We start from the raw sequence: 22,019 nt of genomic DNA on the forward strand, positions 1-22,019 counted from the left end.
GGCGTCCGCGCGCATCGGCTACACCCCGCACAGCCCCGCCGCGTACCGGGCGAAACCACTGGTCCGCCAGGTGCCGCCGCCCGCCGTGACCACGAACGCCTCGGCCCCGGCGAGCCGTTGCAGCCACGGCCGGGCCCGTTCGGCGCCCATCGCGCAGGCCGCCGTCGCCCAGGCGTCCGCGTCGGCCAGGCTGGTGGCGATCACGGTCACCGAGGCGAGGTCCTGCGCCGGGGGGAGGCCGGTGTGCGGATCCAGGATGTGGCAGCCCCGCTCGGCCGGGCCGGAGGTCGCCACCGCCAGTTCGCCCCGCGTCTCCACGACCGCGATCAGCTCACCGCGCCGGTGCGGATCGGCCACCCCGACCCGCCACGGTCCGCCGTGCACCTGTACGTCACCGCCGCCGTTGACACACACCGACCCGGCGCCCGCCGAGTCCAGCATCCGGGCGGCACGCTCCACCGCCCACCCCTTGACCAGCCCGGTGGGATCCGGCTGTCCGCCGGCGTAGCGGGCGCTGAACCAGCCACCGCTGCGGTACTCGGCGTCCTCGCACATCCGCAGGACGTCGCGGACGTCCGGATCGCACTGGGCGAGCGTGAGCTCACCGCGGGCCAGCCGGCTGATCTGGCTCTCCGGCCGGAAGGGGGAGAACAGCTCGTCCACCCGGTGGAGTCCGACCACGGCGCCGTCCAGCGCGGCCTGCACCCGCGGCCGGGCCGCGTCCGGCACCTCGCGCACATCGAAGGAGAAGACCGTGCCCATGACGTGTTCGACATGGCGCAGCGGTTCGAGTCCACAGCTCATTTCACACCTGCCTTGTCGAGGGCGCTCTGGAGCGAGGTGGCGTACCCCTGACTGGTGTAGGTGGCACCGGAGACGGTGTCCACCGTGGCCGCGGCCACCGCCTGCTGATTGAGCTTCGGCACCGCGTTCTTGGCGATCTGGACGCTCTGCGGCTCGGAGTCGGGCGTCTTGACCGCCTGCGCGGCGGTGATCTTCGTTCCGCTGACGGTGAGGCGGACCTGCACCGGTCCGTACTGGGTGCGGGCCTCGTCCCCGGTGACGGTCCGGGTGGCGGCGCCACCGCCGCCGCCCCCCTGGCCGTTCCCCGCGGCGCCGCCGCCGTCCGCCGGCGCGGTGGCCGCAGCCGGGGGAGCCTGCCCCGGCTGGGCGGCGGTCTCCCCGCCCGAACCGGGCTGCTTCAGCGCGAGCAGCGCCACCACACCGGCGACGGTCGCGGCCGTGCCCAGGATGATGCGGCGCAGCGGATGCTTCCTCTTCATGGCTTCACCTCGGTCACAGCGTTCGGATCGTCACAGCTCGAAGGATTCGTGGTGGATGCGGCGGTCCGGCACCCCGGCCTCGTGCAGCGCCTCGTAGGCGTGCTCGGCCAGTCCAGGCGGCCCGCACAGATAGACGTCGTGGTCCTCGACATCGGGCAGCAGCGACCGCAGCCGCTCCGCGGTGATCTCCGGACGGGCGCCGTCCGGGCCGTTCACCGCGTACAGCAGCCGGGCCCCGCGCTCGTTCGCGATCTGCTTCAGCTCCCCCCACAGCGCCAGATCGTCCACGCTCCGGGCCCGGTACAGCAGGGTGAGGTCGCCGCCCCGGCCGGGCAGCGTCTCGAACAGCGCCCGGATCGGGGTGATCCCGGCACCACCGGCGATCATCAGCACCTTGCCGCGGCTGCGCCGCGCCGCGGTCATCGCCCCGTACGGGCCCTCCGCCCACACCCGCGTACCGGGCTCCAGCGAGGCCAGCCCCGAGCTGTGCCCGCCCACCGCCTTCACGGTGATCCGCAGCAGTTCGGGGCGGGGCGGTGCGGACAGCGAGTACGGATGCGAACCCCAGCGCAGACCGGGCGCCAGGAAGCGCCACCGGAAGAACTGGCCCGCCTCGGCACCCAGCCGGTGCAGCCGCCGCCCCTTGATCAGCACCGACACCATCCCGGGCGCCTCCGGCACCACGGCCTCCACCCGCATCCGGTGCATCAGGTTCAGCCGCAGCGGCATCAGCAGCCGGTACCAGACGACCAGCGCGGTGACCGTCGCGTACAGCGCGTACCACGCGGTCTGCGCCGTCTCGTCCCCCACGAACTCCGCACCGGTCGACAGCTGGTGCCAGAAGGTCAGGAACACCGCGGCGTAGGTCAGCAGATGCAGGTAGTACCAGATCTCGTAGGAGATCCGGCGGCGTACCATCCCCGCCGAGATCAGCCCGATCACCACCAGGGTCACGGTGCCGATGGTGGCCTCGATCATGTCGGGGAAGTCCGTCACCACCGTCACGGCCTGTTCGACGAAGCCGGTGCCCGCCTGTTCGGCGTACCCGGCGACGATCAGTGCCATATGCGCCACGATCAGACACAGCGCGTACCGCCCGCTCATCGCGTGCCACCGCGCCACCCGGTCCGATCCCACCCGCCGCTCCAGCGCGGGAACCCGTGCCATCAGCAGCACCACCAGCGCCAGCACATATCCGCCGAGCAGCCCGCTGAGCCGTCCGGCGCCGGTGAGCCACTGGGTGGTGCCCTCGACGTTGGGGGTGTTACGCCACCACAACGACAGCACCGCCGCGGCCCCCGCCCAGGCGAGCACCAGCAGCGGTACGGCGGGCGAGCGGCGCGGCCGGATCCGGCGCATCGCCTGCCGCCGCCCGGCCCGGCTGTTCAGTAGCGTCGTCACGGCCTGTCCCCTTCGCATACGAGCTCCGGCGAACGGGGATACGGCTGCGGGTGCGAACTGTCTCAATGACCGCCGAGATTCACGGGTTGCGCTGCGCGTCGGAACTGTGTTGCCGGGACGGCCAGTCCTGCTTGTAGTGTTCATACCGACAAGTAGGGGGGCTGCATGTCGACGTCAAAGGGCAAGCAGGGATGGGACATTGATCCTGATGGAGTGCGGGGCGTTGTTCTGAACGTCGGGGTGGACGTGCGGAGCTTTCAGGATGACGTGAAATCGTTCGGTGATCACGTCGCCGATGCCGCCGAGTCCGCGGGTTCGCTGGGCGCGGGCAAGGACATACCTGAGCTGGGGCTGGTGGGCGCGGCGCTTGCGCTGTTCGCCCAGGCCGCCACCAAGAAGATCGCGTTCATGGGTGCGCGTACGGGCAAGTCCGTCAACGGTGCGGCGCAGGCAACGCAGGAATACCTGGACGGTGACCTGCGCATGGCTGCGAACGCGCAGCGGAAGGCGCTGAAGGCGCCGGAAGTACACGTCAAGGGGAAGCCCAAGCCCAAGGGCGAGGCCGGGAAGGGGGAGTCGCGCTCATGAAGATGATCAGCCCGAAGGACATCCCTCAGTTCACCGGCAACACCTCCCGATTAGAGGGGGCGGCAGAGGAGCTCACTGCGGACGCGCATCAGATCCGCAGGGCCGGTCAGACCATTCACGATCGCTTTCAGGGGCTGGCGGGGTACTACCACGCACCCGAGGCCGAGCAACTGTTCGCCACCACGAAGCCGGTGCGGGACACCGCCGACGAGGTCGCTGATGACGTCGAGACGGTCGCCCGGGCGCTGAACGCCTACGCGGCCGAGGTCCGTCCGATCGCCGAGAAGCTCGCCCGGCTCAAGCGGCAGGCCACGCGGTTCGTCGCGGACGTCGCCGACGATGACGACTGGGCCTACGACGGTGACAAGGTCAGCGAGCATCAGGATCTCCTGCACGACGTCAACGCCGCGGTGGCCGCCTTCTGGGAGGCGGAGCGCCGGGCGGCCAACACCATCACGGCTTTGTGTCACGGTCCGCACTACGTGGTCGACGACGGTTCCCACAAGCGGAACGCGTACGGCTACAGGGCGTCGGACCTCGACCATGCGGAGAGGACCCCTTGGGGTTCGCCGGTCCAGCAGAAGCACCACCCTTGGGACATCGGCCACTGGTTCAAGAGCTTTGTCTGGGACGGCTTCATCGTCGACGGCGTGTGGGGCACCCTCAAGGGGCTCGGACGGCTGGCCGGGTTCAACGGCTGGGACGAGGCGAAGGCCGCCTGGAAGAACCTGGGACGGGTCGCGGTCGGTGCGGGCGTCTTTCTGACGCCCTCCCTGAGAGGCAAGCCTGATTCCGAATTGCCTGAGTTCCTGCGGGAGAGCAAGGCGGCCGCGAAGGAGTCGGCCAAGGGCCTCGTCGCCTGGGACCAGTGGGACAAGAACCCGGCACGGGCGGCTGGCGCAGTCTCTTTCAACGTGGTCACCACCGTCGCCGGCGGCGGCACCGGTGCGGCGGCGAAGACCGGCGCGGTTTCAAAGGCGATCAGCACCGCAGGCAAGATCGGCCGCCTCGCTGACCCCACGACCTACCTGCTCAAAGGCGCGAGCCTCGCCAAAGTCAAGGTTGCGGATGTGATGGTGGGTCTGAAGCGCGTCTACTCCGGCCACGTGCTGGAACTCGCCGACGGTTCCCTGAAACTGCCCAACCACGCGGTCCTCCATCCAGACGGTCGGCTGAAGCTGCCGAGCGGTCAGTATCTCGACCGCCATGGCACGCTGTACGACGCGGATGGCATGCGCGTCGGCAAGGGCGAAGTTGAGCTCTCGGCAGCGGATAGGCAGGCGCTCAGCGACGTCCAGCACGCCGCCGAGAAGCCGGAGTCCGTCCGCACGGGCGGACACGGCTCCCATGTGGGCCACGGGGATTCCCATGCATCCGAGCACGGCACTCCGCAACACACCGGAGCTGTGGGCAGCGGTGGCGAGCATTCAGGAACGTCGCACGTCACTTCAAGCTCCATTGACGACCTATTCCCGGATGAGGGCCCGCGAGGTGAGAACGATCCGCTTCCTTCCCATGGGGAAGTCAAAGATGCCCTCATAGAACGCCGGCTTCAGCCTTCATCGCGGACCTATACGTCTGAGCAGGGGCACGGTTATGCGACACGAGTTTTCGCCGGGGGGCGCGCCGACGGAGAGACGGTATTCGCCGGGCACGGCTACCTTGAGCGGGGAGCAGACGAGATTACGGTGCCGCCGGGGACGACCATATCCTTCTATGTCCAGCATGGCGAGCGCATACCGGGGCTCAACGGACTCTCGGTAGAGGCTGGTGTCTATCCGAAAGGCGGCTATGTTGAGACTTTTCATCCCGGAGACGTAATCCCCGACTATACTCTTGCTGCACCCAGCGCGACCGGTGGAGGAGCTTTCAGTGTTATGGAGGACTCAGTAGCCGTCGCGCGACGTACACGACTGGGCGATCTCCTCAAGCGGGGCATGGGGCACGTGCATTGGGCTGCCTGCCGGGAACTCCGATGATCAGGATTCTGAGATGAAAGAGTACGTGGATGAGGGCGGTCCGTGGGTTCTGACGGACGCTTCTCTCACGGTTGAGAGTCCGGATCTTGATCCGGATGCGGTGACATCGCTGCTGGAGATCGAGCCAACGGGTAAACGCCTTCCTGGTCCCAGTCGCTGGCGCCCAGCGGATGACGTCAATGGGCTGTGGATTCTGAGCGCTGACGATCATGTGTCAAGGGATCTGCTGGAACAGCTCGATTGGCTGTTGTTGAAAATCGAGCACAGGGCGCCCGAACTGCAACGCCTGAAGGTGTCGGGATGTAAAGTGTATTTGCAGGTGTATGGCTTTGTGGGGTCCGGGGCAACTTTCCAGCTACCCGTCGACCTGGTCTCCAGGATTTCGCAACTTGGAGTTCCGTTTCAGGTGGTGACAAATACAAATGAGCGCTGATTGGGACTCCGTCACTGTTTCTCTCGTCGTCACCAAGGACGACCTGTCGCCGGCGAGTGTGAGTGAGAGATTGAGGCTGGAACCGACCGCCACCCGCGAGCCCGGGGCGGAGGTAGATATTCGGGCGGGCTCGGGATGCTGGATTTTGACGGCGGGCAATGCTGGAAATCTCCAGACGCAGTTGATCAATCTCTGCCGTCTGCTGATGACTCGCCGTTGCGAACTGGATGAACTTCGAACACGGGGCTGCGCTGTGTACCTCGACATCGCTGGAGCCGTAGAAACCAACTCCAAACTGCTCTTGGCGCCGGAGGCCCTTGCCCAGGTCGCCGAATTGGGCATCCCGATCTCCTTCACTACTCGATGCGCGGCAGTGCGTGACGATCTTGACTGGCTTCCGTCTCCCGAGGGTGTGGAGCCGAGCCAGGATTGAAGCCATTCGCCATGCCGTGTGGTACCCGACGAGGTGTTTCAGTCCTGGCGAGGGGCCCGACCGGCCACGGTCTCCTCCGTCCTGGCCCGGGCCCGGCCGAGGAACCACGCGGTCAGGCCCGTCAGCACGGCCACCCCGATCGCGTAGACCGGCAGCCATCGGGTCGTCGTGGAGGCCAGGCAGTCGGCCACGGCGGCTTGGCTCTGGGCTTCCACGGCGTGCGCCATGGCCGTACGGTCATGGCCGGCCAGGTGAGGCAGCGCGGCCTCCGCGTGGATGCCCTCGTACCTGCCCAGCTCAGGACAGGCGCTACGGGTGCCGGGCATCGGGAACAGCCACGCCCAGCGCTGGAGCGCCGGGGCCAGTGTGATCGCCACGCACAGGCCGACGACAAGCGAGTACGCCATCAGATTCCGCAGGTACACGGAGCTGGGGCGGCCAGGTGTCCATGACGGCAGTCGGTAGAAGGCGAAGATCAGCGCCAGCAGCGTCGCCCCGAGGTAGGCGGAGAACCATTGCCAGGAACCCTGCGCGAACGCGACTGCCAGCACAGCACCGAGGACAATACCGATGACCCCCGGACCGGGAGTGTCATGGCCCGCGCCGGTGGTCGCCGATTTCCCGGCTCCTTGAGGGCTGGCGTTGTCCACGGTCTCTCCTGCGTGGCTTGGATGCCGTCAGCATCCAGCCACACGGGGCCGTCGGCCCGGCACCATGCCGGACCCGGCCCGAAATCCCGCTCGGTTGGACCTTGCGGCCTTCCTACGCGCGCTTCGCGTAGGAGACGAACGCGGTCCACGCGGTGGGGGAGAAGGCGAGCTGGGGCCCCTGGGTGTCCTTGGAGTCGCGTACGTGGACGGCGTCGGGGCAGGTGGCGATCTCGACGCAGGCGTCGCGGTCGCCATCGCTGTGCGTGGACTTGCGCCAGGGGAGAGCGACTTCGACACATTCGTCGCCGTCGCCTCCGCTGTAACTGCTCTTGAACCAGGCCAGCTCGCTGTTCATAGCGCTCCTCTGATCTGCCGCAGCAGGCTCGCCGAATCCTCGGGGGTCAGAGCCTGTGAGCGCAGTTTGGCATACCGCATCTGGAGCACGCTGATGTCTTTCCGGTCACAGATCAACTGACCACTGCGTTGGCCCTCGGAGTAGCCGAACCACTGATGGTCAGGGGTCTCAAGCAACCGGATGGGCCCCTCCATCCCGGCATGCCACTCTTGCTCGAGCGGCATGATCTGCAACTCGACATTGCGTGCCTCGGCGCACGTCAGCACATGCCCGATGAGTTCTCGCATCGCGTCCGTGCCCCCTGTGCGACGCCGGAAGAGCGCCTCCTCAACGATGAAACTGAACGCCGTGTTGGGTCGGTCCCTGAGCAGGCGTTGCCGCTCCTGTCGGGCGGCGAGCTGGGTCTCGATCTGCTCGTCGGTCAGGGGCGGCACCCTGTTGTGGAACACGGCCCGCGCGTACGCCTCGGTCTGTAACAGCCCCGGAACCGCCCGACACTCGTACATGCAGACGCTGACCGCCCGCTCCTCCAGCCCCGCCCACTGCCGGAACCACGACGCCAATCCCTTCCGCCGCGCCAAGTACTTCGCCGCCGCCCGCAGCACACCGAACGCGTCCAGGACATCTTCCGCGCGCTCGATGAAGTCCTGCTGCGGAAACCGTCGGCCTTGCTCGATCGAGGCGACGGTCTGCGGTGAGTACCGCACCAGCGGGGCCAGTTCCTCCTGGGTGAGGCCCGCCCGTTCGCGGAAGACCTTGACCACGGCCCCGAATGCCCGCAGGCCGTCCGAAGGCTCCGGTTCGTTGTTGTTCGCGCTCTCCGCCATACCTGTTCAACGCGCCCAGGGGCAGGGTCGGTTACGCGTACGGTCCGACCGGCCGTACCCGTACGCCCGCTCCCCGTACGGGCCGCTGACCTGGTTCGACCCATCGGGCAACCGGAACGGTGGCCGCATGTCAGCCCAAGCACGGCCGGAAGCCCAAGCCCCCGCCACCGTACGCACCTTCACCCGCCGACTGAGCCCCACCCGGAGGGGAGCCAGGCTCGCCCGGCTGCTCGTGGTCCGGCAGCTGAACGCATGGGAGTGCCCGACCGAACCGAACGCTGACGCCGCCGCGATCGTCGCCGAACTCGCGGCAAACGCCGTCACGCACGGCCGGGTGGCCGGGCGGGACTTCGAGGTGGGGCTCGTCCTCACCGGGCCGACGCTACGGATCGAGGTCGCCGACACCCGTGCCGAACGACGCCCGTCCGTCGTCGCCGACCCGGACCCGGACTGCGAGAGCGGCCGTGGACTGCTCCTGGTGTCGGCCCTCGCCACCCGCTGGGGCGTCGCCGAGCGGCGCGGCCCGGGGAAGACGGTCTGGGCCGAGATCGACCTCAGCGGTGGTGGCGTTTGATCGGATAGGAGACGTCGGAGCGCGGCTCCCGCTCGGACTTCTTCCGGTCGTGGTGGCGAAACTTGATCGGGTAGGACACCGTCGAGCGCGGCTCGGGCCGCTTCTTGCCGCTCGCCTTGCCCTCCTTCTTGTCTTTCCCGTCGTCCTTCTGGACGTGGTACCGCCCCGTCTCACGCGGCCCGGGAGACTTCCCGTCGCCGTGGTCGCCGTCGCCCTGGCTGTTGATCCACAGCACCCCCACCACGATCACACCGAGCACCATCGTCTGGTTCATCTTGACCGGCACCGACTCCCCCTCGGTCCACAGCTGCGCATACCCCCGCACCGCGCATGGTCCCATCCACCGCGGGGTGGCGCACCGGGGCACCGCCCCCCGCCGGGCCGGTGCGGCTCGCTTTGACGAAACATACGGCCCAATGCATACTTATGCCAGTCAGTGCATGGAGCGTAAGGAGATACCCGTGACCGAGCGCGTCGTACTCGCCTACTCGGGCGGTCTGGACACCTCCGTCGCCATCGGCTGGATCGCCGAGGAGACGAACGCCGAGGTCATCGCGGTCGCCGTGGATGTCGGCCAGGGCGGCGAGGACCTGGACGTCATCCGCAAGCGCGCGCTCGCCTGCGGGGCCGTCGAGGCCGAGGTCGCGGACGCCAAGGACGAATTCGCCGAGGAGTACTGCCTCCCGGCGATCAAGGCCAACGCACTGTACATGGACCGCTACCCGCTGGTGTCGGCCCTCTCCCGTCCGGCCATCGTCAAGCACCTGGTCGCGGCGGCGAAGAAGCACGGCGCCTCCACCGTGGCCCACGGCTGCACCGGCAAGGGCAACGACCAGGTGCGGTTCGAGGCGGGCATCTCCTCCCTCGCGCCGGAGCTGAAGTGCATCGCGCCGGTCCGGGACTACGCCATGACCCGGGACAAGTGCATCGCCTTCTGCGAGGAGAAGAACCTCCCGATCGCGACCACCAAGAAGTCCCCCTACTCGATCGACCAGAACGTCTTCGGGCGGGCCGTGGAGACCGGCTTCCTGGAGGACATCTGGAACGCGCCGATCGAGGACGTCTACGAGTACACCTCCGACCCGGCCGAGCCGCGCGAGGCCGACGAGGTCGTCATCACCTTCAAGGAGGGCGTCCCGGTCGCGCTCGACGGCCGGCCGGTGACCGTCCTCCAGGCGATCCAGCAGCTCAACGAGCGGGCGGGCGCCCAGGGTGTCGGCCGGATCGACATGGTCGAGGACCGGCTCGTCGGCATCAAGTCCCGGGAGGTCTACGAGGCCCCCGGCGCCATCGCGCTGATCACCGCCCACCAGGAGCTGGAGAGCGTCACCGTCGAGCGCGAGCTCGCCCGGTACAAGCGGCAGGTCGAGCAGCGGTGGGGCGAGCTGGTCTACGACGGTCTGTGGTTCTCGCCGTTGAAGCGGGCCCTGGACGGTTTCCTCCACGAGGCCAACCAGCAGGTCTCCGGTGATATCCGGATGACCCTGCACGGCGGCCGGGCCGTGGTCACCGGACGCCGGTCCGAGCAGTCGCTCTACGACTTCAACCTGGCGACCTACGACACCGGCGACACCTTCGACCAGTCCCTCTCCAAGGGCTTCATCGAGATCTTCGGCATGTCCAGCAAGATCGCCGCCAAGCGGGACCTCCAGCAGTAGCCTCGGACCCGGCACCGACGCAACGAGCCGCCTCCCCGCCCCGACCGGGGGGAGGCGGTCGCACACCCACAGCCTTGAGGAGCAACAGCGTGAGCAACGGCAACAGCGGTGACGTCCGGCTCTGGGGCGGCCGCTTCGCCGACGGGCCGTCCGAGGCACTGGAGAAGCTCAGCGCCTCCGTGCACTTCGACTGGCGCCTGGCGCCGTACGACATCGCCGGTTCCCGCGCCCACGCGCGGGTCCTCCACACCGCCGGGCTGCTCACCGCGGACGAGCTGGAGCGGATGCTCGAAGGGCTCGACCGGCTGGAGGCCGATGTCGCCTCCGGCGCGTTCACCGGCACCATCGCCGACGAGGACGTGCACACCGCCCTGGAGCGCGGACTGCTGGAGCGGCTGGGCCCCGACCTCGGCGGCAAACTGCGCGCCGGACGGTCCCGCAACGACCAGATCGCCACCCTCTTCCGGATGTACCTGCGGGACCACGCCCGGATCATCGGCAAGCTGATCGCCGACCTCCAGAGCGCCCTGGTCGGCCTGGCCGAGGCGCACCCGGACGTGGCGATGCCCGGCCGCACCCACCTCCAGCACGCCCAGCCGGTGCTCTTCGCCCACCACGTCCTCGCGCACGTCCAGGCGCTCTCCCGGGACGCCGAACGGCTGCGCCAGTGGGACGAGCGGACCGCGGTCTCGCCCTACGGCTCCGGCGCGCTGGCCGGATCGTCCCTCGGGCTCGACCCGCAGGCGGTCGCCGCCGACCTCGGCTTCGAGCGCGGCTCGTCCGCCAACTCGCTGGACGGCACCGCCTCCCGGGACTTCGTCGCCGAGTTCGCGTTCATCACCGCGATGATCGGTGTGGACCTCTCCCGGATCGCGGAGGAGATCATCATCTGGAACACGAAGGAGTTCTCCTTCGTGACCCTCCACGACGCCTTCTCCACCGGCTCCTCGATCATGCCGCAGAAGAAGAACCCGGACATCGCCGAGCTGGCGCGCGGCAAGTCCGGGCGGCTGATCGGCAACCTCACCGGGCTGCTCGCCACCCTCAAGGCGCTGCCGCTCGCGTACAACCGCGACCTCCAGGAGGACAAGGAGCCGGTCTTCGACTCCTGCGACCAGCTCGAGGTCCTGCTCCCCGCCTTCACCGGCATGATGGCCACGCTCACCGTCCACCGGGAGCGGATGGAGGAGCTGGCCCCCGCCGGGTTCTCGCTCGCCACCGACATCGCCGAATGGCTGGTCCGGCAGGGCGTGCCGTTCCGGGTGGCGCACGAGGTCGCCGGCGCCTGCGTCAAGGAGTGCGAGCTCACCGGTATCGAGCTGGACCAGCTGACCGACGAGCAGTTCGCCAAGATCTCGCCGCATCTGACGCCGGAGGTCCGCTCGGTCCTCGATGTGCCCGGCGCGCTCGCCTCGCGCAGCGGCCGCGGCGGTACCGCCCCCTCGGCGGTGGCCGTCCAGCTCGCGGAGGTCAAGACCGACCTCACCGCCCAGTACGAGTGGGCCGACGCCAAGGCTTGAGCGCACAATGGGGCCCATGGGCTTCTCGCGTCTGGCGGAGATCACCGCCCCCGCGGCCAGGATCGGACTCGGCCTGGCCGCGGTCGGCCGTCCCGCCTACATCACCCTGGGCCGGGACCGTGACCTCCCGGCCGAGCGCACCGTCGAGGCGATGCGGCGGCGCAGCGAGGAGCTGCTGGACACCGCCTACGCCCACGGGGTGCGCTATCTGGACGCCGCACGGTCCTACGGCCGGGCGGAGGAGTTCCTCGCCGGCTGGCTGGCGGGCCACCCGGACGCCCGGGATGTGGTGGTCGGCAGCAAATGGGGCTACACCTACGTCGCGGACTGGTCCCTGGACGCCACCACCCACGAGGTCAAGGACCACAGCGCCGCCGCCTACGAACGGCAGCGCGGACTGACCGACGCCCTGCTCGGCGACCGGCTCGACCTCTACCAGATCCACTCGCTCACCCCCGACAGCCCCGCCCTCACCGACCGCGCGCTCCACGAGCGGCTGGCCGCGCTCGCCGCCGAGGGCGTCACGATCGGCGTGTCCACCAGCGGACCGCACCAGGCCGACACCATCCGCGCCGCGCTCACCGTGGAGACCGGCGGGGTCCCGCTGTTCCGCACCGTCCAGACCACCTTCAATCTGCTGGAGACCTCGGCCGGGAGCGCGCTCGCCGAAGCCCGGACCGCGGGACGGTCGGTCATCGTCAAGGAGGCCGTGGCCAACGGCCTGCTGGCCGTGCCCGAGGCCGCGCCGCCCGCGCTGCGCCAGGTCGCCGAGGAGACCGGGGCCACCCCGGACGCCGTCGCGCTGGCCGCCGTACTGCACCGGCCGTGGGCGGATGTGGTGCTGTCGGGCGCGGCCACCACCGCCCAGCTGCGCTCCAACCTCGCCGCGGCCACCCTCCGGCTGAACGAACGCCAGCTCACGCTGCTGGACGGGCTGGCCCAGGAGCCGGAGGAGTACTGGCGCCACCGCGCGGAGCTGCCCTGGGCGTGACCCCCGGGCATGACCGGGCCGCCCGCAGGCCGCCCTGAGAGATGGGCCCGCGGAGCGGGCGGTCAGAGCGTGGCGAGGAAGGCGCCCACCGCCCGCGCGTATGCCTCCGGCGCGTCGTCGTGGATCCAGTGGCCGCACCCCGCGAACTCCCGCAGCCTGGTGTGCGGACGGCGGTCCGCCATCTCGCGGGCGTGTCCGGGCGGCAGCAGCGAGCTGTGCTCACCGCGCATCAGCAGCGCGGGACAGGACGACCCCAGCCACTCGTCCCAGAAGTCACCGCACATGGCCCGCTGGGACGCCATCATGTGGGCGGGCTGGAACAGCAGTCGCCAGCCGCCCGCCGCACGGTCCGGCTCCGCGCTGTCCAGGAAGTACGTGGCGTCGGGGATGCCCCGGTCCTCGATCCCGGCGCGCAGCCCTTCCAGATCGGCGGCCCAGGTCGGCCAGGAGGACACATCCAGCACCGGATGGGCCACCACCGGACGGTCGGTCACCGCGCCCACGTCCTCCACGACCAGCGCGGCCACCCTCTCCGGATGGCGCGCGGCCAGCGCGTACGCCGCGACCGCGCCGGTGGAGTGGGCGACCACCGGGACCGGTCCGAGGTCCAGCTCGGCCAGCAGCGCCGCCGCGTCGGCCACGTACTCGTCCAGGGTGAACGGACCACCGCCCCCGGTGAGCCCGTGCCCCCGCTGGTCCAGCGCGATCACCCGCCGGTCGGGCGCGAGCGCGGCGGCCAGCGGCGCGTACATCCTGCCGCGGCCGAAGTGACCGTGGAGGGCGAGCACCGGGGTGCCCGGCCCGCCGAAATCGGTCACGGCGAAGCGCCGGCCGCGCAGCGGGACAAACGCGGGGGAGGGCACGGTGGAGGTGGTCATCGGCGCACCCTAGTTGCCGGACCCATACGGTGGCCAGGGGCTTTGCCCCCGGCATCACTGTCGGTCGGCGGTGCCCGTCAGGCGGCGGCCTTGGCCTTGGTGGCGTACATGTCCACGTACTCCTGGCCGGAGAGCCGCATGACCTCGCTCATCACCTCGTCGGTCACCGCCCGCAGCACGTACCGGTCGCGGTCCATGCCCTCGTAGCGGGCGAAGTCCAGCGGCTCGCCGAAGCGGACCTCCACCCGGCCCGGCCGCGGCAGTCCCTTGCCGCCCGGCTGGATCCGGTCGGTGCCGATCATCGCGAACGGCACCACCGGGGCACCGGTCATCAGCGCGAGCCGGGCGATACCGGTCCGGCCGCGGTAGAGGCGGCCGTCGGGGGAGCGGGTGCCCTCGGGGTAGATGCCGAAGACCCTGCCCTCGTCCAGCACCCGGCGGCCGGTCATCAGCGCGGCCACTCCGCCGTGGCCGCCGTCCCGGTCCACCGGGATCATGCCGACACCGGTGAAGAACCAGGCCATCAGGCGGCCCTTGAGCCCCTTGCCGGTCACATACGCGTCCTTGCCGATGAAGACGACCTGACGGTCACAGACCAGCGGCAGGATCATCGAGTCGATGAAGGTGAGGTGATTGCCGGCGAGGATCACCGGGCCCGAGCCGGGGATGCGCTCCGCCCCCTCGACCCGTGGGCGGAACATCAGGCGCATCAGCGGACCGAGTACTGCCTTCAGAAACGCGAATCGGGACAACGGGTCCTCCGGTCGGGGTCATGTCCGGCGCGTCCGGCGTACGGTCCGTTCTCGCACCGCACACCCGCGCCGCCTTAGGACGATACTCGCCGGTCGCGCTCCCGCGCACACCGGGTTCACCCACCTGATACGCGGTGTTGACACACGTTTCCCACGCGTTTCCGCCGACGTCTCCCGTTCACAAGGTGCGCCCGCCTACCATCGGCCCGTTCTCTGACAGGTCATCCACAGGTGTGTTGGACACCAGAGCGAGGAGTGCTCATGGAGCGGGAGCAACAGCCCGGACGCCGCGCCCTCCTGGGGGCCGCGGCCCTCGGTGCGGGAGCGGTGGCGCTCGGCGGGGCGGGTACGGCCGAGGCCTCCGGGGCCACCGACGGGGCGGGTACGGACGCGGCGGCGGACGCGGCGAACTCCGGCCGTGCGCACGGGCTGCCGGTGCCCACCGTCATCGGCCACCGCGGAGCCAGCGGCTACCGGCCGGAACACACCCTCGGCTCGTACCAGCTCGCCCTGGACATGGGCGCGGACGTCATCGAGCAGGACCTCGTCCCCACCAAGGACGGCCATCTGGTCTGCCGTCATGAAAACGACATCACGGCCACCACGGATGTCTCGGACCATCCAGAATTCGCGGGGCGCAAGACCACCAAAACCGTGGACGGGACAAAGTTCACCGGCTGGTTCACCGAGGACTTCACCCTCGCCGAGCTGAAGACGCTGCGCGCCAAGGAGCGCATCCCCGGCACCCGTCAGCGCAACACGCTCTACGACGGCCGCTGGGAGGTGCCCACCTTCGAGGAGGTGCTCCGGTGGGCCGAGCGGGCGGGCCGCAAGCGCGGCCGCCCGGTCTGGCTGCACGTGGAGACCAAGCACCCCACCTACTTCCGCAAGCTGGGGCTGGGCCTGGAGGAGCGGATCGCCCCGCTGCTGCGCCGGTACGGCCGTCACAAGAAGGACTCCCCGCAGTTCCTCCAGTCCTTCGAGCCCAGCAGCATCCAGCGGCTGCGCAAGCTGGTGGACACGCGCTCGGTGGTGCTGCTGTCCACCCTCACCAGCCGCCCCTGGGACTTCACCGAGGCGGGCGATCCGCGCACGGTGGCCGATCTGGTCAAGCCCGAGGGGCTCGCGTGGATGGCGCGCTTCGCCCAGGGCATCGGCCCCGATCTGTCGGTGATCATTCCGCGCACCGCCGACGGCAAGCTGGGCACCCCTACCAGCGTGGTCAAGGACGCGCACGCGGCCGGGCTGTTCCTGCACCCCTACACCATGCGCAACGAGAACAGCTTCCTGCCCGCCGACTTCCGCCGGGGCACCGACCCCAACGCCTACGGTGACGCCTTCGGCGCGTTCAAGGCGTACTTCGCCACCGGTATCGACGGCATCTTCTCCGACAACGCCGACACCGCCCTCCTCGCGCGGGCGGACTTCCTCGGCGAGGACTGACCGGACGGCGCGGTGACGGCCGCCGGGACCCCGGGCGTCAAGTCCGGTCCCGGCGGCTACCCGGTCGGGTGAGACCGCGGCCCACCGGCAACCGCACCGCGCCCGGTCCACGTCCCGCCCGGCATGGACCTAGTGGAGGAACTGCGCCCGCTGCTGGCCGCCGAGGCGGCGGCCGAGGCGTACGCCGCCGGTGTCGAACCCGATGAGCTGGAACAGGCCGTCTGGCTGCGGCTGCTGGAGCGCACCCGGGACACCGGCCCGCCACCGGAACCGGCCCGCTGGCTGCGCGGTGCCGTCCGCGCCGAGGTGCGCGGCGCCCGTCGCCGGGCCCGCCGCGAGGTGCCCTACGACCCGGTGGACGATCGACTGCCGGAGGGGCCCGAGCCACGCCCCGCGGAACAGGCCGTGCTGACCGCCGAGACCCGCCGGGTGCTGCGCGCGGCGGTGCGCAGACTGCCCGGCCGCTGCCCACGGCTGCTGGGCGCGATGCTGTCCCGTTCGGACCCGACGTACCGGGAGATCGCGGGCGAGTTGGGAATGTCACAGGGCAGTCTGGGGCCCGTGCGTTCCCGATGTCTGGGTTGCCTGCGCAGAATGCTCACGGCGGAGATTGCGGCTCCCGAACCCTGGGGAAAGGAGCGTTAGACAATCGGCGCCCGGGAAGCGGACGCACCACCGCGCGGCGCTTCCACCCAGGGCCATGAACCCCGGCCGCACACCCACCCTCACCGCGGCCGGGAGGACCGAGACAAGGGGAGGCATGCGCACATGGGCATGAGCGTGACCATCTCCGCGGCGACCGCGGACGACGCCGAGCAGATCCTCAAGCTCCAGTATCTGTGCTACCAGGGCGAGGCCGAGCTGTACGGGGACTACTCCATCGAGCCGCTGACGCAGACGCTGGACGATCTGCGGGCCGAACTCGGCGAGGGGTGCGTGCTCGTGGCCCGGCTGGGCGCCGAGGTCGTCGGCTCGGTCCGCGGCGCGGTCGACGACAAGGGCACCGCCGCCATCGGCAAGCTCATCGTCCACCCCCGGATGCAGCGCCACGGCCTGGGCGGCCGGCTGCTCGCGGCCATCGAGGGGCGGCTGGCCGAGGAGCGGGCCGCCAAGCGCTACCGCCTCTTCACCGGACACCGCAGCGACGGCAATCTGCGGCTGTACCGCCGTAACGGCTATGCCCAGGTGGGCACCGAGGAGGTCAGCCGGCGGCTCAGTGTGGTCACGCTGGAGAAGGACGCCTCGGCGTCGGCCTTCGCCGCCAGCGCCTAGCGCTCCGCGGGACGTGCCGCGAGGTGCCGTCGTTCGTCCGTGGCCGCGTCGTGGCTGGTCGCGCCCACGCGGCGGAGCCGCACATGACACAGCCCCGCACCCCATCACCAACATGCCGGACGGACCGGGCGGGACACCGCTCGGTCCGCCTCGGCTTCAGTCCTTGCGGCGCAGCCAGAGCAGACCGGTGACCGGCAGGAAGATCGGGATGAAGAGATAGCCCATCCCGTAGTCGGACCACACCGTCTGGTCGGGGAAGGCGGAGGGGTCGGCCAGCGTCCAGGTGCCGATGGTGAGCACCCCGATCAGCTCCAGCGCACAGCAGACCATCGCCGCGCGGCGCGCTCCCTCGCCGCCGCGCACCAGCGAGATGGTGATGAACGCGTACACCGCCGCCGAGACCGCCGAGAGGATGTAGGCCAGCGGCGCCTCGTGGTACTGGGCGATGAGCTGGTAGATCGAACGGGATGCCGCCGCGACGGTGAACACTCCGTAGAGCAGCACCAGCAGCCGGCCCGGCCCCTGTCCGAGACCGGTCCGCCGGGCCACGCGGCCCGGCGTCTCGTCGGTCCGCGCGGAGGCGGACCGCGAGGATTCCGTGGACTCAGCCACCGACGCCTCCCCAGATGTCGTACAGCCGCACTTCGAGCACGGCCAGCACCACGGCCGCGGCCGCGACCGTCGCCGAACCCCAGCGGGTCCGCTCGGCCAGCGACATGAACGCCGCGACCGGCACGGCGAGCGCGGAGCCGATGAGATAGGCCACGAAGATCGCCAAGCCCTGGTCCGGGTCGTCCCCGCCCGCCAGCCGGACGATCCCGACGACCAGCTGGACGATCGCCAGCAGGGTCACCACGGCCATACCGATGAAGTGCCAGTCCTTGGTGGGCTGGTCGCGATAGGCGGCCCAGCCGCACCAGGCGGCGAGCAGGAGCGCGGTCACACCGAGCGCGACCGTCAGCGCCGCGATCAACGGGACCTCCGTGCGGTGTGATGGCGCACACAGGGGGTGACAAGCATGGGACGACTGTAATCGCCCCTGATGACCGCGTTGTCATCGGCCCCGGGCCCGGGGCCGATGCGGTGGCCGGGCCCGGGGAGGCGCCCACGTACGCTGCGCGCCATGAGGATCTCCGCTGACGCCCTGCTGTTCGACAACGACGGAACCCTGGTCTCCTCCATGGAGTCGGTCGTGCGCTGCTGGACCCGGTGGGCGGGGGAGTACGGCGTGTCGGAGGAGGAGTTCGCGGCCGTCGAACTGCACGGCCGCCCGGCGGACGACATCATCGGCGATCTGCTGCCCGCCGAGCGGATAGCCGGTGCCCGCGCCCGTATCGACGCGCTGGAGCTGGCGGACGTCCCCGGCGGGGTCAAGCTGCTGCCCGGCACCGCGGAACTGCTGACCGGGCTGCCCGCCGCCCGCTGGGCCGTGGTGACCTCGGCGAACGCACAGCTGGCCGCTGCCCGGCTGACCGAGGTGGGGCTGCGCCCGGGGACGCTGATCACCGCGGACGACATCACCCGCGGCAAGCCCGACCCCGAGCCGTTCCTGCTGGCCGCCGAGCGGCTGGGGGTGGACCCGGCCCGCTGCGTGGCCTTCGAGGACGCCCCGGCCGGGCTCGCCTCGGCCCGCGCGGCCGGGATGCGGACCGTGGCGTTGACCACAACGGTTCCCCGGGCCGAGCTGATCGCCGACTGGGTGGTGGAGGACCTCTCGGCCGTGTCGGCCCAGGCCACCGACGGGGGAGTGGAACTCACCGTACGGATCTGAATGACCGCTTCCGCTTGTCCACGGACTGGTCAGCGATGTCCGCTATACGGACATGGTTGATCGGTCCGTCCTGCTCTCTGCTTTACTTGCGGCCATGACCACGACGAGCATCCGCATCCCCGCGACCGAGGCGTTCACCGCGCCCGGTGCTCGTTGTCGGTGTCGAATGTGTGACTGCTGAGGGCCCCTGTCCGTGCCTCGCGCCCCGAAGCGAGACCGCTGAGCCGGATGCCGCGCGCCCATAACGCGCCGGACCGAGCTGCCCCGCGTCACCGGAACCCGTAGCCGCGCCACGACGTCCCGCCGTCGTGCCCGCTGGGATCCCCCTGCCGCGTTCCGTAATGAACGAACCGTGCCCGGCGCACCCCCGCCGCGCACTCAACAGTGACGGAAACCCTGTGATCACCACCACGGACCTGACCAAGGTCTACCGCTCACGAGGCCGCGAGGTCACCGCCCTCGACGGCGTCGATCTGCACGTCCGCGAGGGTGAGGTGTACGGCGTCGTCGGCCAGAGCGGCGCCGGGAAGTCCACCCTCATCCGCTGCGTCAACCTCTTGGAGCGCCCCACCTCCGGCACCATCGCCGTCGCCGGTCAGGACCTCACCGCGCTCGCCGGGCGCGGGCCGCGCGCCGGATCCGCGCTGCGCCAGGCCCGCAGCCGGATCGGCATGGTCTTCCAGCACTTCAACCTGCTGTCCTCGCGCACCGTGCGGGACAACGTCGAACTGCCGCTGGAGATCCTCGGGGTCTCCGGCCGGGAGCGCACCCGCAAGGCGCTGGAACTGCTCGAACTGGTCGGTCTCGGCGACAAGGCCAAGGCGTACCCGGCCCAGCTCTCCGGTGGCCAGAAACAGCGGGTCGGTATCGCCCGTGCGCTCGCGGGTGACCCCAAGGTGCTGCTGTCGGACGAGGCCACCTCGGCGCTCGACCCCGAGACCACCCGCTCGATCCTCCAGCTGCTGCGCGACCTCAACCGCCAGCTGGGGCTGACCGTACTGCTGATCACCCATGAGATGGACGTGGTCAAGACGATCTGCGACTCGGCCGCGCTGATGCGCGGCGGGCGGATCGTGGAGTCCGGCCGGGTCACCGATCTGCTGGCCACTCCGGGGTCCGAGCTGGCCCATGAGCTGTTCCCGGTCGGCGGCGAGCCCTCGGCCGCGGACCGCACGGTCGTGGACGTCACCTTCCAGGGCGAGGCCGCCACCAAGCCGGTCATCTCCCAGCTGTCCCGCACCTACAACATCGACATCTCGATCCTCGGCGCCGCGATGGACACCGTCGGCGGCAACCAGGTCGGCCGGATGCGCATCGAACTGCCCGGCCGGTTCGAGGAGAACGTCGTCCCGATCGGCTTCCTGCGCGAGCAGGGGCTCCAGGTCGACGTGGCGGCGATCGCCGACGGCCCGCGGGCCGCCGCACCCACCCCCCAGCTGCTCAAGGAGGGCGCCAAGTGACCTGGTCCGAGATGGAGCCCCTGCTGGAGCAGGCCTGTTGGGACACCCTCTACATGGTCGGCTGGTCCGGACTGATCGCGGTCGTCGGCGGACTGCCGCTCGGAGTGCTGCTGGTCCTCACCGACCGTGGCGGGGTTCTTCAGAATGTGGTTGTCAACAAGGTTCTCGGCCAGATCGTGAACGTCGCCCGCTCGATGCCGTTCGTCATCCTGCTGGCGGCCCTGATCCCCTTCACCCGTCTGGTCGTGGGCACCACCATCGGACCCGAGGCCGCGGTCGTGCCCCTGGCGATCGGCGCCATCCCCTTCTTCGCCCGGCTGGTGGAGACCTCGGTGCGCGAGGTGGACGGCGGACTCGTCGAGGCCGTGCAGTCGATGGGCGGCTCCACCTGGACCGTGGTCCGCAAGGTTCTGCTGCCCGAGGCGCTGCCCTCGCTGATCTCCAGCGCCACCACGACCGTCGTGGCACTGCTGGGCTACTCGGCGATGGCCGGCACGGTCGGCGCCGGCGGACTGGGCGACCTCGCCATCCGCTACGGCTACCAGCGGTTCGAGACCGATCTGATGTGGATCACCGTCGCCATCCTCGCCGTGGTGATCTCCGTCATCCAGTTCGTGGGCGACTTCGCGGCACGCTTCCTCGCGCACCGCGGCCGTTCCTCGTCCGTCCCCCGTCTGGTGCTGCTGCGCCCCGCCAGGAGCGCCCGGTCCGCCCCGGCCGCCACCGGGGCCGCCGCGGCCACCGGTGAACCGGCCGGTGCGGAGCCCGCGGACACCGAGCCCGCCAAGGTTCCCTGAGCCGCCGCCCCCTCCGACCACACTCCCACCTCCCCCCCACAGCCCCACCCCTCGCACGGTGCCTCCGCACCCGCGGTGGCACCGTGCGCCCCAGAAGAAAGGCACTTTTCGTGCGTAACACCACCAAGACCGTCACCATCGCCCTCACCGCCGGAGCGCTCGCCCTCGGCCTGTCCGCCTGCGGCACCGAGAACGCCGCGAGCAAGGACGGCCCGCTCATCGTCGCCGCGAGCCCGGTCCCGCACGCGGAGATACTCACCTACGTCAAGGACCACCTGGCCAAGAAGAACGGCCTCGAGCTCGAGGTCAAGGAGTTCACCGACTACAACACGCCGAACCTCTCCACCCAGGACGGCTCGGTCGGTGCCAACTACTTCCAGAACCAGCCGTTCCTGGACGACTTCAACAAGAAGAAGGGCACCGACATCGTGCCCGTCGTCACGGTGCACCTCGAGCCGCTCGGCCTCTACTCCGACGGGGCGAAGAAGGTCGGGGACATCAAGAAGGGCGCCACCGTCGCCATCCCGAACGACACGGTCAACGAGGCCCGCGCGCTGAAGCTGCTGGACGCCAACAAGGTCATCGAGCTCAAGGACGGCGTCGGCACCGAGGCCACCCCGAAGGACATCGCGGCCAACCCCAAGGGCCTGAAGTTCAAGGAGCTCGAGGCCGCCCAGCTGACGCGTGCGCTCGGCGACGTGGACGCCGCGGTGATCAACGGCAACTTCGCCATCGCGGCCGACCTCAAGCCCGCGAAGGACGCCCTGATCCTGGAGTCCCCCGACAAGAACCCCTACGGCAACTTCCTCGCCGTGAAGAAGGGCAACGAGGACGACCCGCGGGTGAAGAAGCTGGCCAAGCTGCTCACCTCGCCCGAGGTGAAGAAGTTCATCAAGGACGAGTACGCCGGCTCCGTCCTCCCCTCGTTCTGACCGGCCCGCGCGTCACCGCACC

The 22,019-nt window shown here is 70.1% G+C and carries 26 protein-coding genes; 15 read left to right on the forward strand and 11 right to left on the reverse strand.

Annotated elements, in window-relative coordinates; translation table 11 throughout:
* Window positions 1-18 precede the first annotated feature (18 nt).
* From AC07FT_RS22845 to AC07FT_RS22855, 3 genes are read right to left on the reverse strand one after another with little or no spacing between them, the layout of a single operon-like run.
* Window positions 19-804: an FAD:protein FMN transferase gene (locus tag AC07FT_RS22845; RefSeq protein ID WP_479177856.1), complete on the reverse strand. Its 786-nt coding sequence runs from the start codon at window positions 802-804 to the stop codon at window positions 19-21.
* Complete coding sequence (locus AC07FT_RS22850; protein WP_479177857.1) at window positions 801-1,283, reverse strand: FMN-binding protein; 483 nt, start codon at window positions 1,281-1,283, stop codon at window positions 801-803. Before AC07FT_RS22850 ends, AC07FT_RS22845 begins: the two co-directional genes overlap by 4 nt.
* Window positions 1,284-1,313: 30 nt before the next feature.
* Window positions 1,314-2,642: a ferredoxin reductase family protein gene (locus tag AC07FT_RS22855; RefSeq protein WP_479177906.1), complete on the reverse strand. Its 1,329-nt coding sequence runs from the start codon at window positions 2,640-2,642 to the stop codon at window positions 1,314-1,316.
* A gap of 207 nt (window positions 2,643-2,849) precedes the next feature.
* On the opposite strand from AC07FT_RS22855, the gene AC07FT_RS22860 reads away from it, so the two are divergent.
* Genes AC07FT_RS22860 through AC07FT_RS22875 form a run of 4 tightly spaced genes read left to right on the forward strand, consistent with a single transcriptional unit; the run spans window position 2,850 to window position 6,117 of the window.
* Window positions 2,850-3,272, forward strand: coding sequence for a DUF6507 family protein (locus AC07FT_RS22860; RefSeq protein ID WP_479177858.1), 423 nt, complete (start codon window positions 2,850-2,852; stop codon window positions 3,270-3,272).
* Window positions 3,269-5,251: a putative adhesin gene (locus AC07FT_RS22865; protein ID WP_479177859.1), complete on the forward strand. Its 1,983-nt coding sequence runs from the start codon at window positions 3,269-3,271 to the stop codon at window positions 5,249-5,251. Before AC07FT_RS22860 ends, AC07FT_RS22865 begins: the two co-directional genes overlap by 4 nt.
* Window positions 5,252-5,264: 13 nt before the next feature.
* Window positions 5,265-5,684 (forward strand): DUF4279 domain-containing protein, encoded by a 420-nt coding sequence (locus AC07FT_RS22870; RefSeq protein ID WP_479177860.1) that lies wholly within the window; start codon window positions 5,265-5,267, stop codon window positions 5,682-5,684.
* Complete coding sequence (locus AC07FT_RS22875) at window positions 5,674-6,117, forward strand: DUF4279 domain-containing protein (protein ID WP_479177861.1); 444 nt, start codon at window positions 5,674-5,676, stop codon at window positions 6,115-6,117. The genes AC07FT_RS22870 and AC07FT_RS22875 overlap by 11 nt, the downstream gene beginning before the upstream one ends.
* Before the next feature lie 38 nt (window positions 6,118-6,155).
* Here AC07FT_RS22875 and AC07FT_RS22880 read toward each other — a convergent pair whose 3' ends face one another.
* The 3 genes from AC07FT_RS22880 to AC07FT_RS22890 all read right to left on the reverse strand — a co-directional run bounded on the left by AC07FT_RS22880 (window position 6,156) and on the right by AC07FT_RS22890 (window position 7,949).
* Complete coding sequence (locus AC07FT_RS22880) at window positions 6,156-6,668, reverse strand: hypothetical protein (RefSeq protein WP_479177862.1); 513 nt, start codon at window positions 6,666-6,668, stop codon at window positions 6,156-6,158.
* A 211-nt stretch (window positions 6,669-6,879) separates the two neighbouring features.
* A complete protein-coding gene (locus tag AC07FT_RS22885; protein ID WP_479177863.1) occupies window positions 6,880-7,122 on the reverse strand; it encodes a DUF397 domain-containing protein in 243 nt (80 codons plus the stop codon).
* A complete protein-coding gene (locus AC07FT_RS22890; RefSeq protein WP_479177864.1) occupies window positions 7,119-7,949 on the reverse strand; it encodes a helix-turn-helix domain-containing protein in 831 nt (276 codons plus the stop codon). The genes AC07FT_RS22885 and AC07FT_RS22890 overlap by 4 nt, the downstream gene beginning before the upstream one ends.
* Before the next feature lie 127 nt (window positions 7,950-8,076).
* On the opposite strand from AC07FT_RS22890, the gene AC07FT_RS22895 reads away from it, so the two are divergent.
* A complete protein-coding gene (locus tag AC07FT_RS22895) occupies window positions 8,077-8,523 on the forward strand; it encodes an ATP-binding protein (RefSeq protein WP_479177865.1) in 447 nt (148 codons plus the stop codon).
* Here AC07FT_RS22895 and AC07FT_RS22900 read toward each other — a convergent pair.
* Window positions 8,504-8,863 carry a hypothetical protein gene (locus AC07FT_RS22900; protein WP_479177866.1) on the reverse strand — a complete coding sequence of 120 codons (360 nt, stop codon included), beginning with the start codon at window positions 8,861-8,863 and terminating at the stop codon, window positions 8,504-8,506. The two genes, AC07FT_RS22895 and AC07FT_RS22900, sit on opposite strands and share 20 nt — an antisense overlap.
* A gap of 121 nt (window positions 8,864-8,984) precedes the next feature.
* Here AC07FT_RS22900 and AC07FT_RS22905 point away from each other — a divergent pair, with 121 nt between their 5' ends.
* From AC07FT_RS22905 to AC07FT_RS22915, 3 genes are all read left to right on the forward strand, one after another.
* Window positions 8,985-10,181, forward strand: coding sequence for an argininosuccinate synthase (locus tag AC07FT_RS22905; protein ID WP_479177867.1), 1,197 nt, complete (start codon window positions 8,985-8,987; stop codon window positions 10,179-10,181).
* An 89-nt stretch (window positions 10,182-10,270) separates the two neighbouring features.
* Window positions 10,271-11,701, forward strand: a complete 1,431-nt coding sequence (gene argH, locus AC07FT_RS22910) for an argininosuccinate lyase (protein ID WP_471206741.1) — start codon at window positions 10,271-10,273, stop codon at window positions 11,699-11,701.
* 16 nt (window positions 11,702-11,717) lie between these two features.
* A complete protein-coding gene (locus AC07FT_RS22915) occupies window positions 11,718-12,692 on the forward strand; it encodes an aldo/keto reductase (protein WP_479177868.1) in 975 nt (324 codons plus the stop codon).
* Between the two features lie 62 nt (window positions 12,693-12,754).
* Here the strand turns inward: AC07FT_RS22915 and AC07FT_RS22920 are convergent, their stop codons facing one another.
* Both AC07FT_RS22920 and AC07FT_RS22925 read right to left on the reverse strand, forming a co-directional pair.
* A complete protein-coding gene (locus tag AC07FT_RS22920) occupies window positions 12,755-13,570 on the reverse strand; it encodes an alpha/beta fold hydrolase (RefSeq protein WP_479177869.1) in 816 nt (271 codons plus the stop codon).
* A 77-nt stretch (window positions 13,571-13,647) separates the two neighbouring features.
* Window positions 13,648-14,322: a lysophospholipid acyltransferase family protein gene (locus AC07FT_RS22925; protein ID WP_471206733.1), complete on the reverse strand. Its 675-nt coding sequence runs from the start codon at window positions 14,320-14,322 to the stop codon at window positions 13,648-13,650.
* 261 nt (window positions 14,323-14,583) lie between these two features.
* Here AC07FT_RS22925 and AC07FT_RS22930 point away from each other — a divergent pair, with 261 nt between their 5' ends.
* From AC07FT_RS22930 to AC07FT_RS22940, 3 genes are all read left to right on the forward strand, one after another.
* Window positions 14,584-15,765: a glycerophosphodiester phosphodiesterase gene (locus AC07FT_RS22930; protein WP_479177870.1), complete on the forward strand. Its 1,182-nt coding sequence runs from the start codon at window positions 14,584-14,586 to the stop codon at window positions 15,763-15,765.
* Between the two features lie 123 nt (window positions 15,766-15,888).
* Complete coding sequence (locus AC07FT_RS22935; protein ID WP_431772958.1) at window positions 15,889-16,410, forward strand: sigma-70 family RNA polymerase sigma factor; 522 nt, start codon at window positions 15,889-15,891, stop codon at window positions 16,408-16,410.
* A 123-nt stretch (window positions 16,411-16,533) separates the two neighbouring features.
* Entirely contained in the window at window positions 16,534-17,037 is a 504-nt protein-coding gene (locus AC07FT_RS22940) for a GNAT family N-acetyltransferase (protein WP_254742247.1), read from the forward strand.
* Between the two features lie 156 nt (window positions 17,038-17,193).
* Here the strand turns inward: AC07FT_RS22940 and AC07FT_RS22945 are convergent, their stop codons facing one another.
* Together AC07FT_RS22945 and AC07FT_RS22950 are read right to left on the reverse strand one after the other, a co-directional pair.
* A complete protein-coding gene (locus AC07FT_RS22945; RefSeq protein ID WP_479177907.1) occupies window positions 17,194-17,586 on the reverse strand; it encodes a hypothetical protein in 393 nt (130 codons plus the stop codon).
* Window positions 17,587-17,641: 55 nt separating this feature from the next.
* On the reverse strand, window positions 17,642-18,010 hold the full coding sequence (locus AC07FT_RS22950) for a hypothetical protein (RefSeq protein WP_471206725.1): 369 nt from the start codon (window positions 18,008-18,010) through the stop codon (window positions 17,642-17,644).
* A 150-nt stretch (window positions 18,011-18,160) separates the two neighbouring features.
* Here AC07FT_RS22950 and AC07FT_RS22955 point away from each other — a divergent pair, with 150 nt between their 5' ends.
* From AC07FT_RS22955 to AC07FT_RS22970, 4 genes are all read left to right on the forward strand, one after another.
* Window positions 18,161-18,808 carry an HAD-IA family hydrolase gene (locus AC07FT_RS22955; protein ID WP_479177871.1) on the forward strand — a complete coding sequence of 216 codons (648 nt, stop codon included), beginning with the start codon at window positions 18,161-18,163 and terminating at the stop codon, window positions 18,806-18,808.
* Window positions 18,809-19,206: 398 nt separating this feature from the next.
* Complete coding sequence (locus tag AC07FT_RS22960; RefSeq protein ID WP_479177872.1) at window positions 19,207-20,268, forward strand: methionine ABC transporter ATP-binding protein; 1,062 nt, start codon at window positions 19,207-19,209, stop codon at window positions 20,266-20,268.
* Window positions 20,265-21,065 carry a methionine ABC transporter permease gene (locus AC07FT_RS22965; RefSeq protein WP_479177873.1) on the forward strand — a complete coding sequence of 267 codons (801 nt, stop codon included), beginning with the start codon at window positions 20,265-20,267 and terminating at the stop codon, window positions 21,063-21,065. The genes AC07FT_RS22960 and AC07FT_RS22965 overlap by 4 nt, the downstream gene beginning before the upstream one ends.
* 110 nt (window positions 21,066-21,175) lie before the next feature.
* Entirely contained in the window at window positions 21,176-21,997 is an 822-nt protein-coding gene (locus tag AC07FT_RS22970) for a MetQ/NlpA family ABC transporter substrate-binding protein (RefSeq protein ID WP_479177874.1), read from the forward strand.
* Window positions 21,998-22,019: the final 22 nt, after the last annotated feature.

The organism is Streptomyces sp. NPDC045899, from assembly GCF_056431485.1.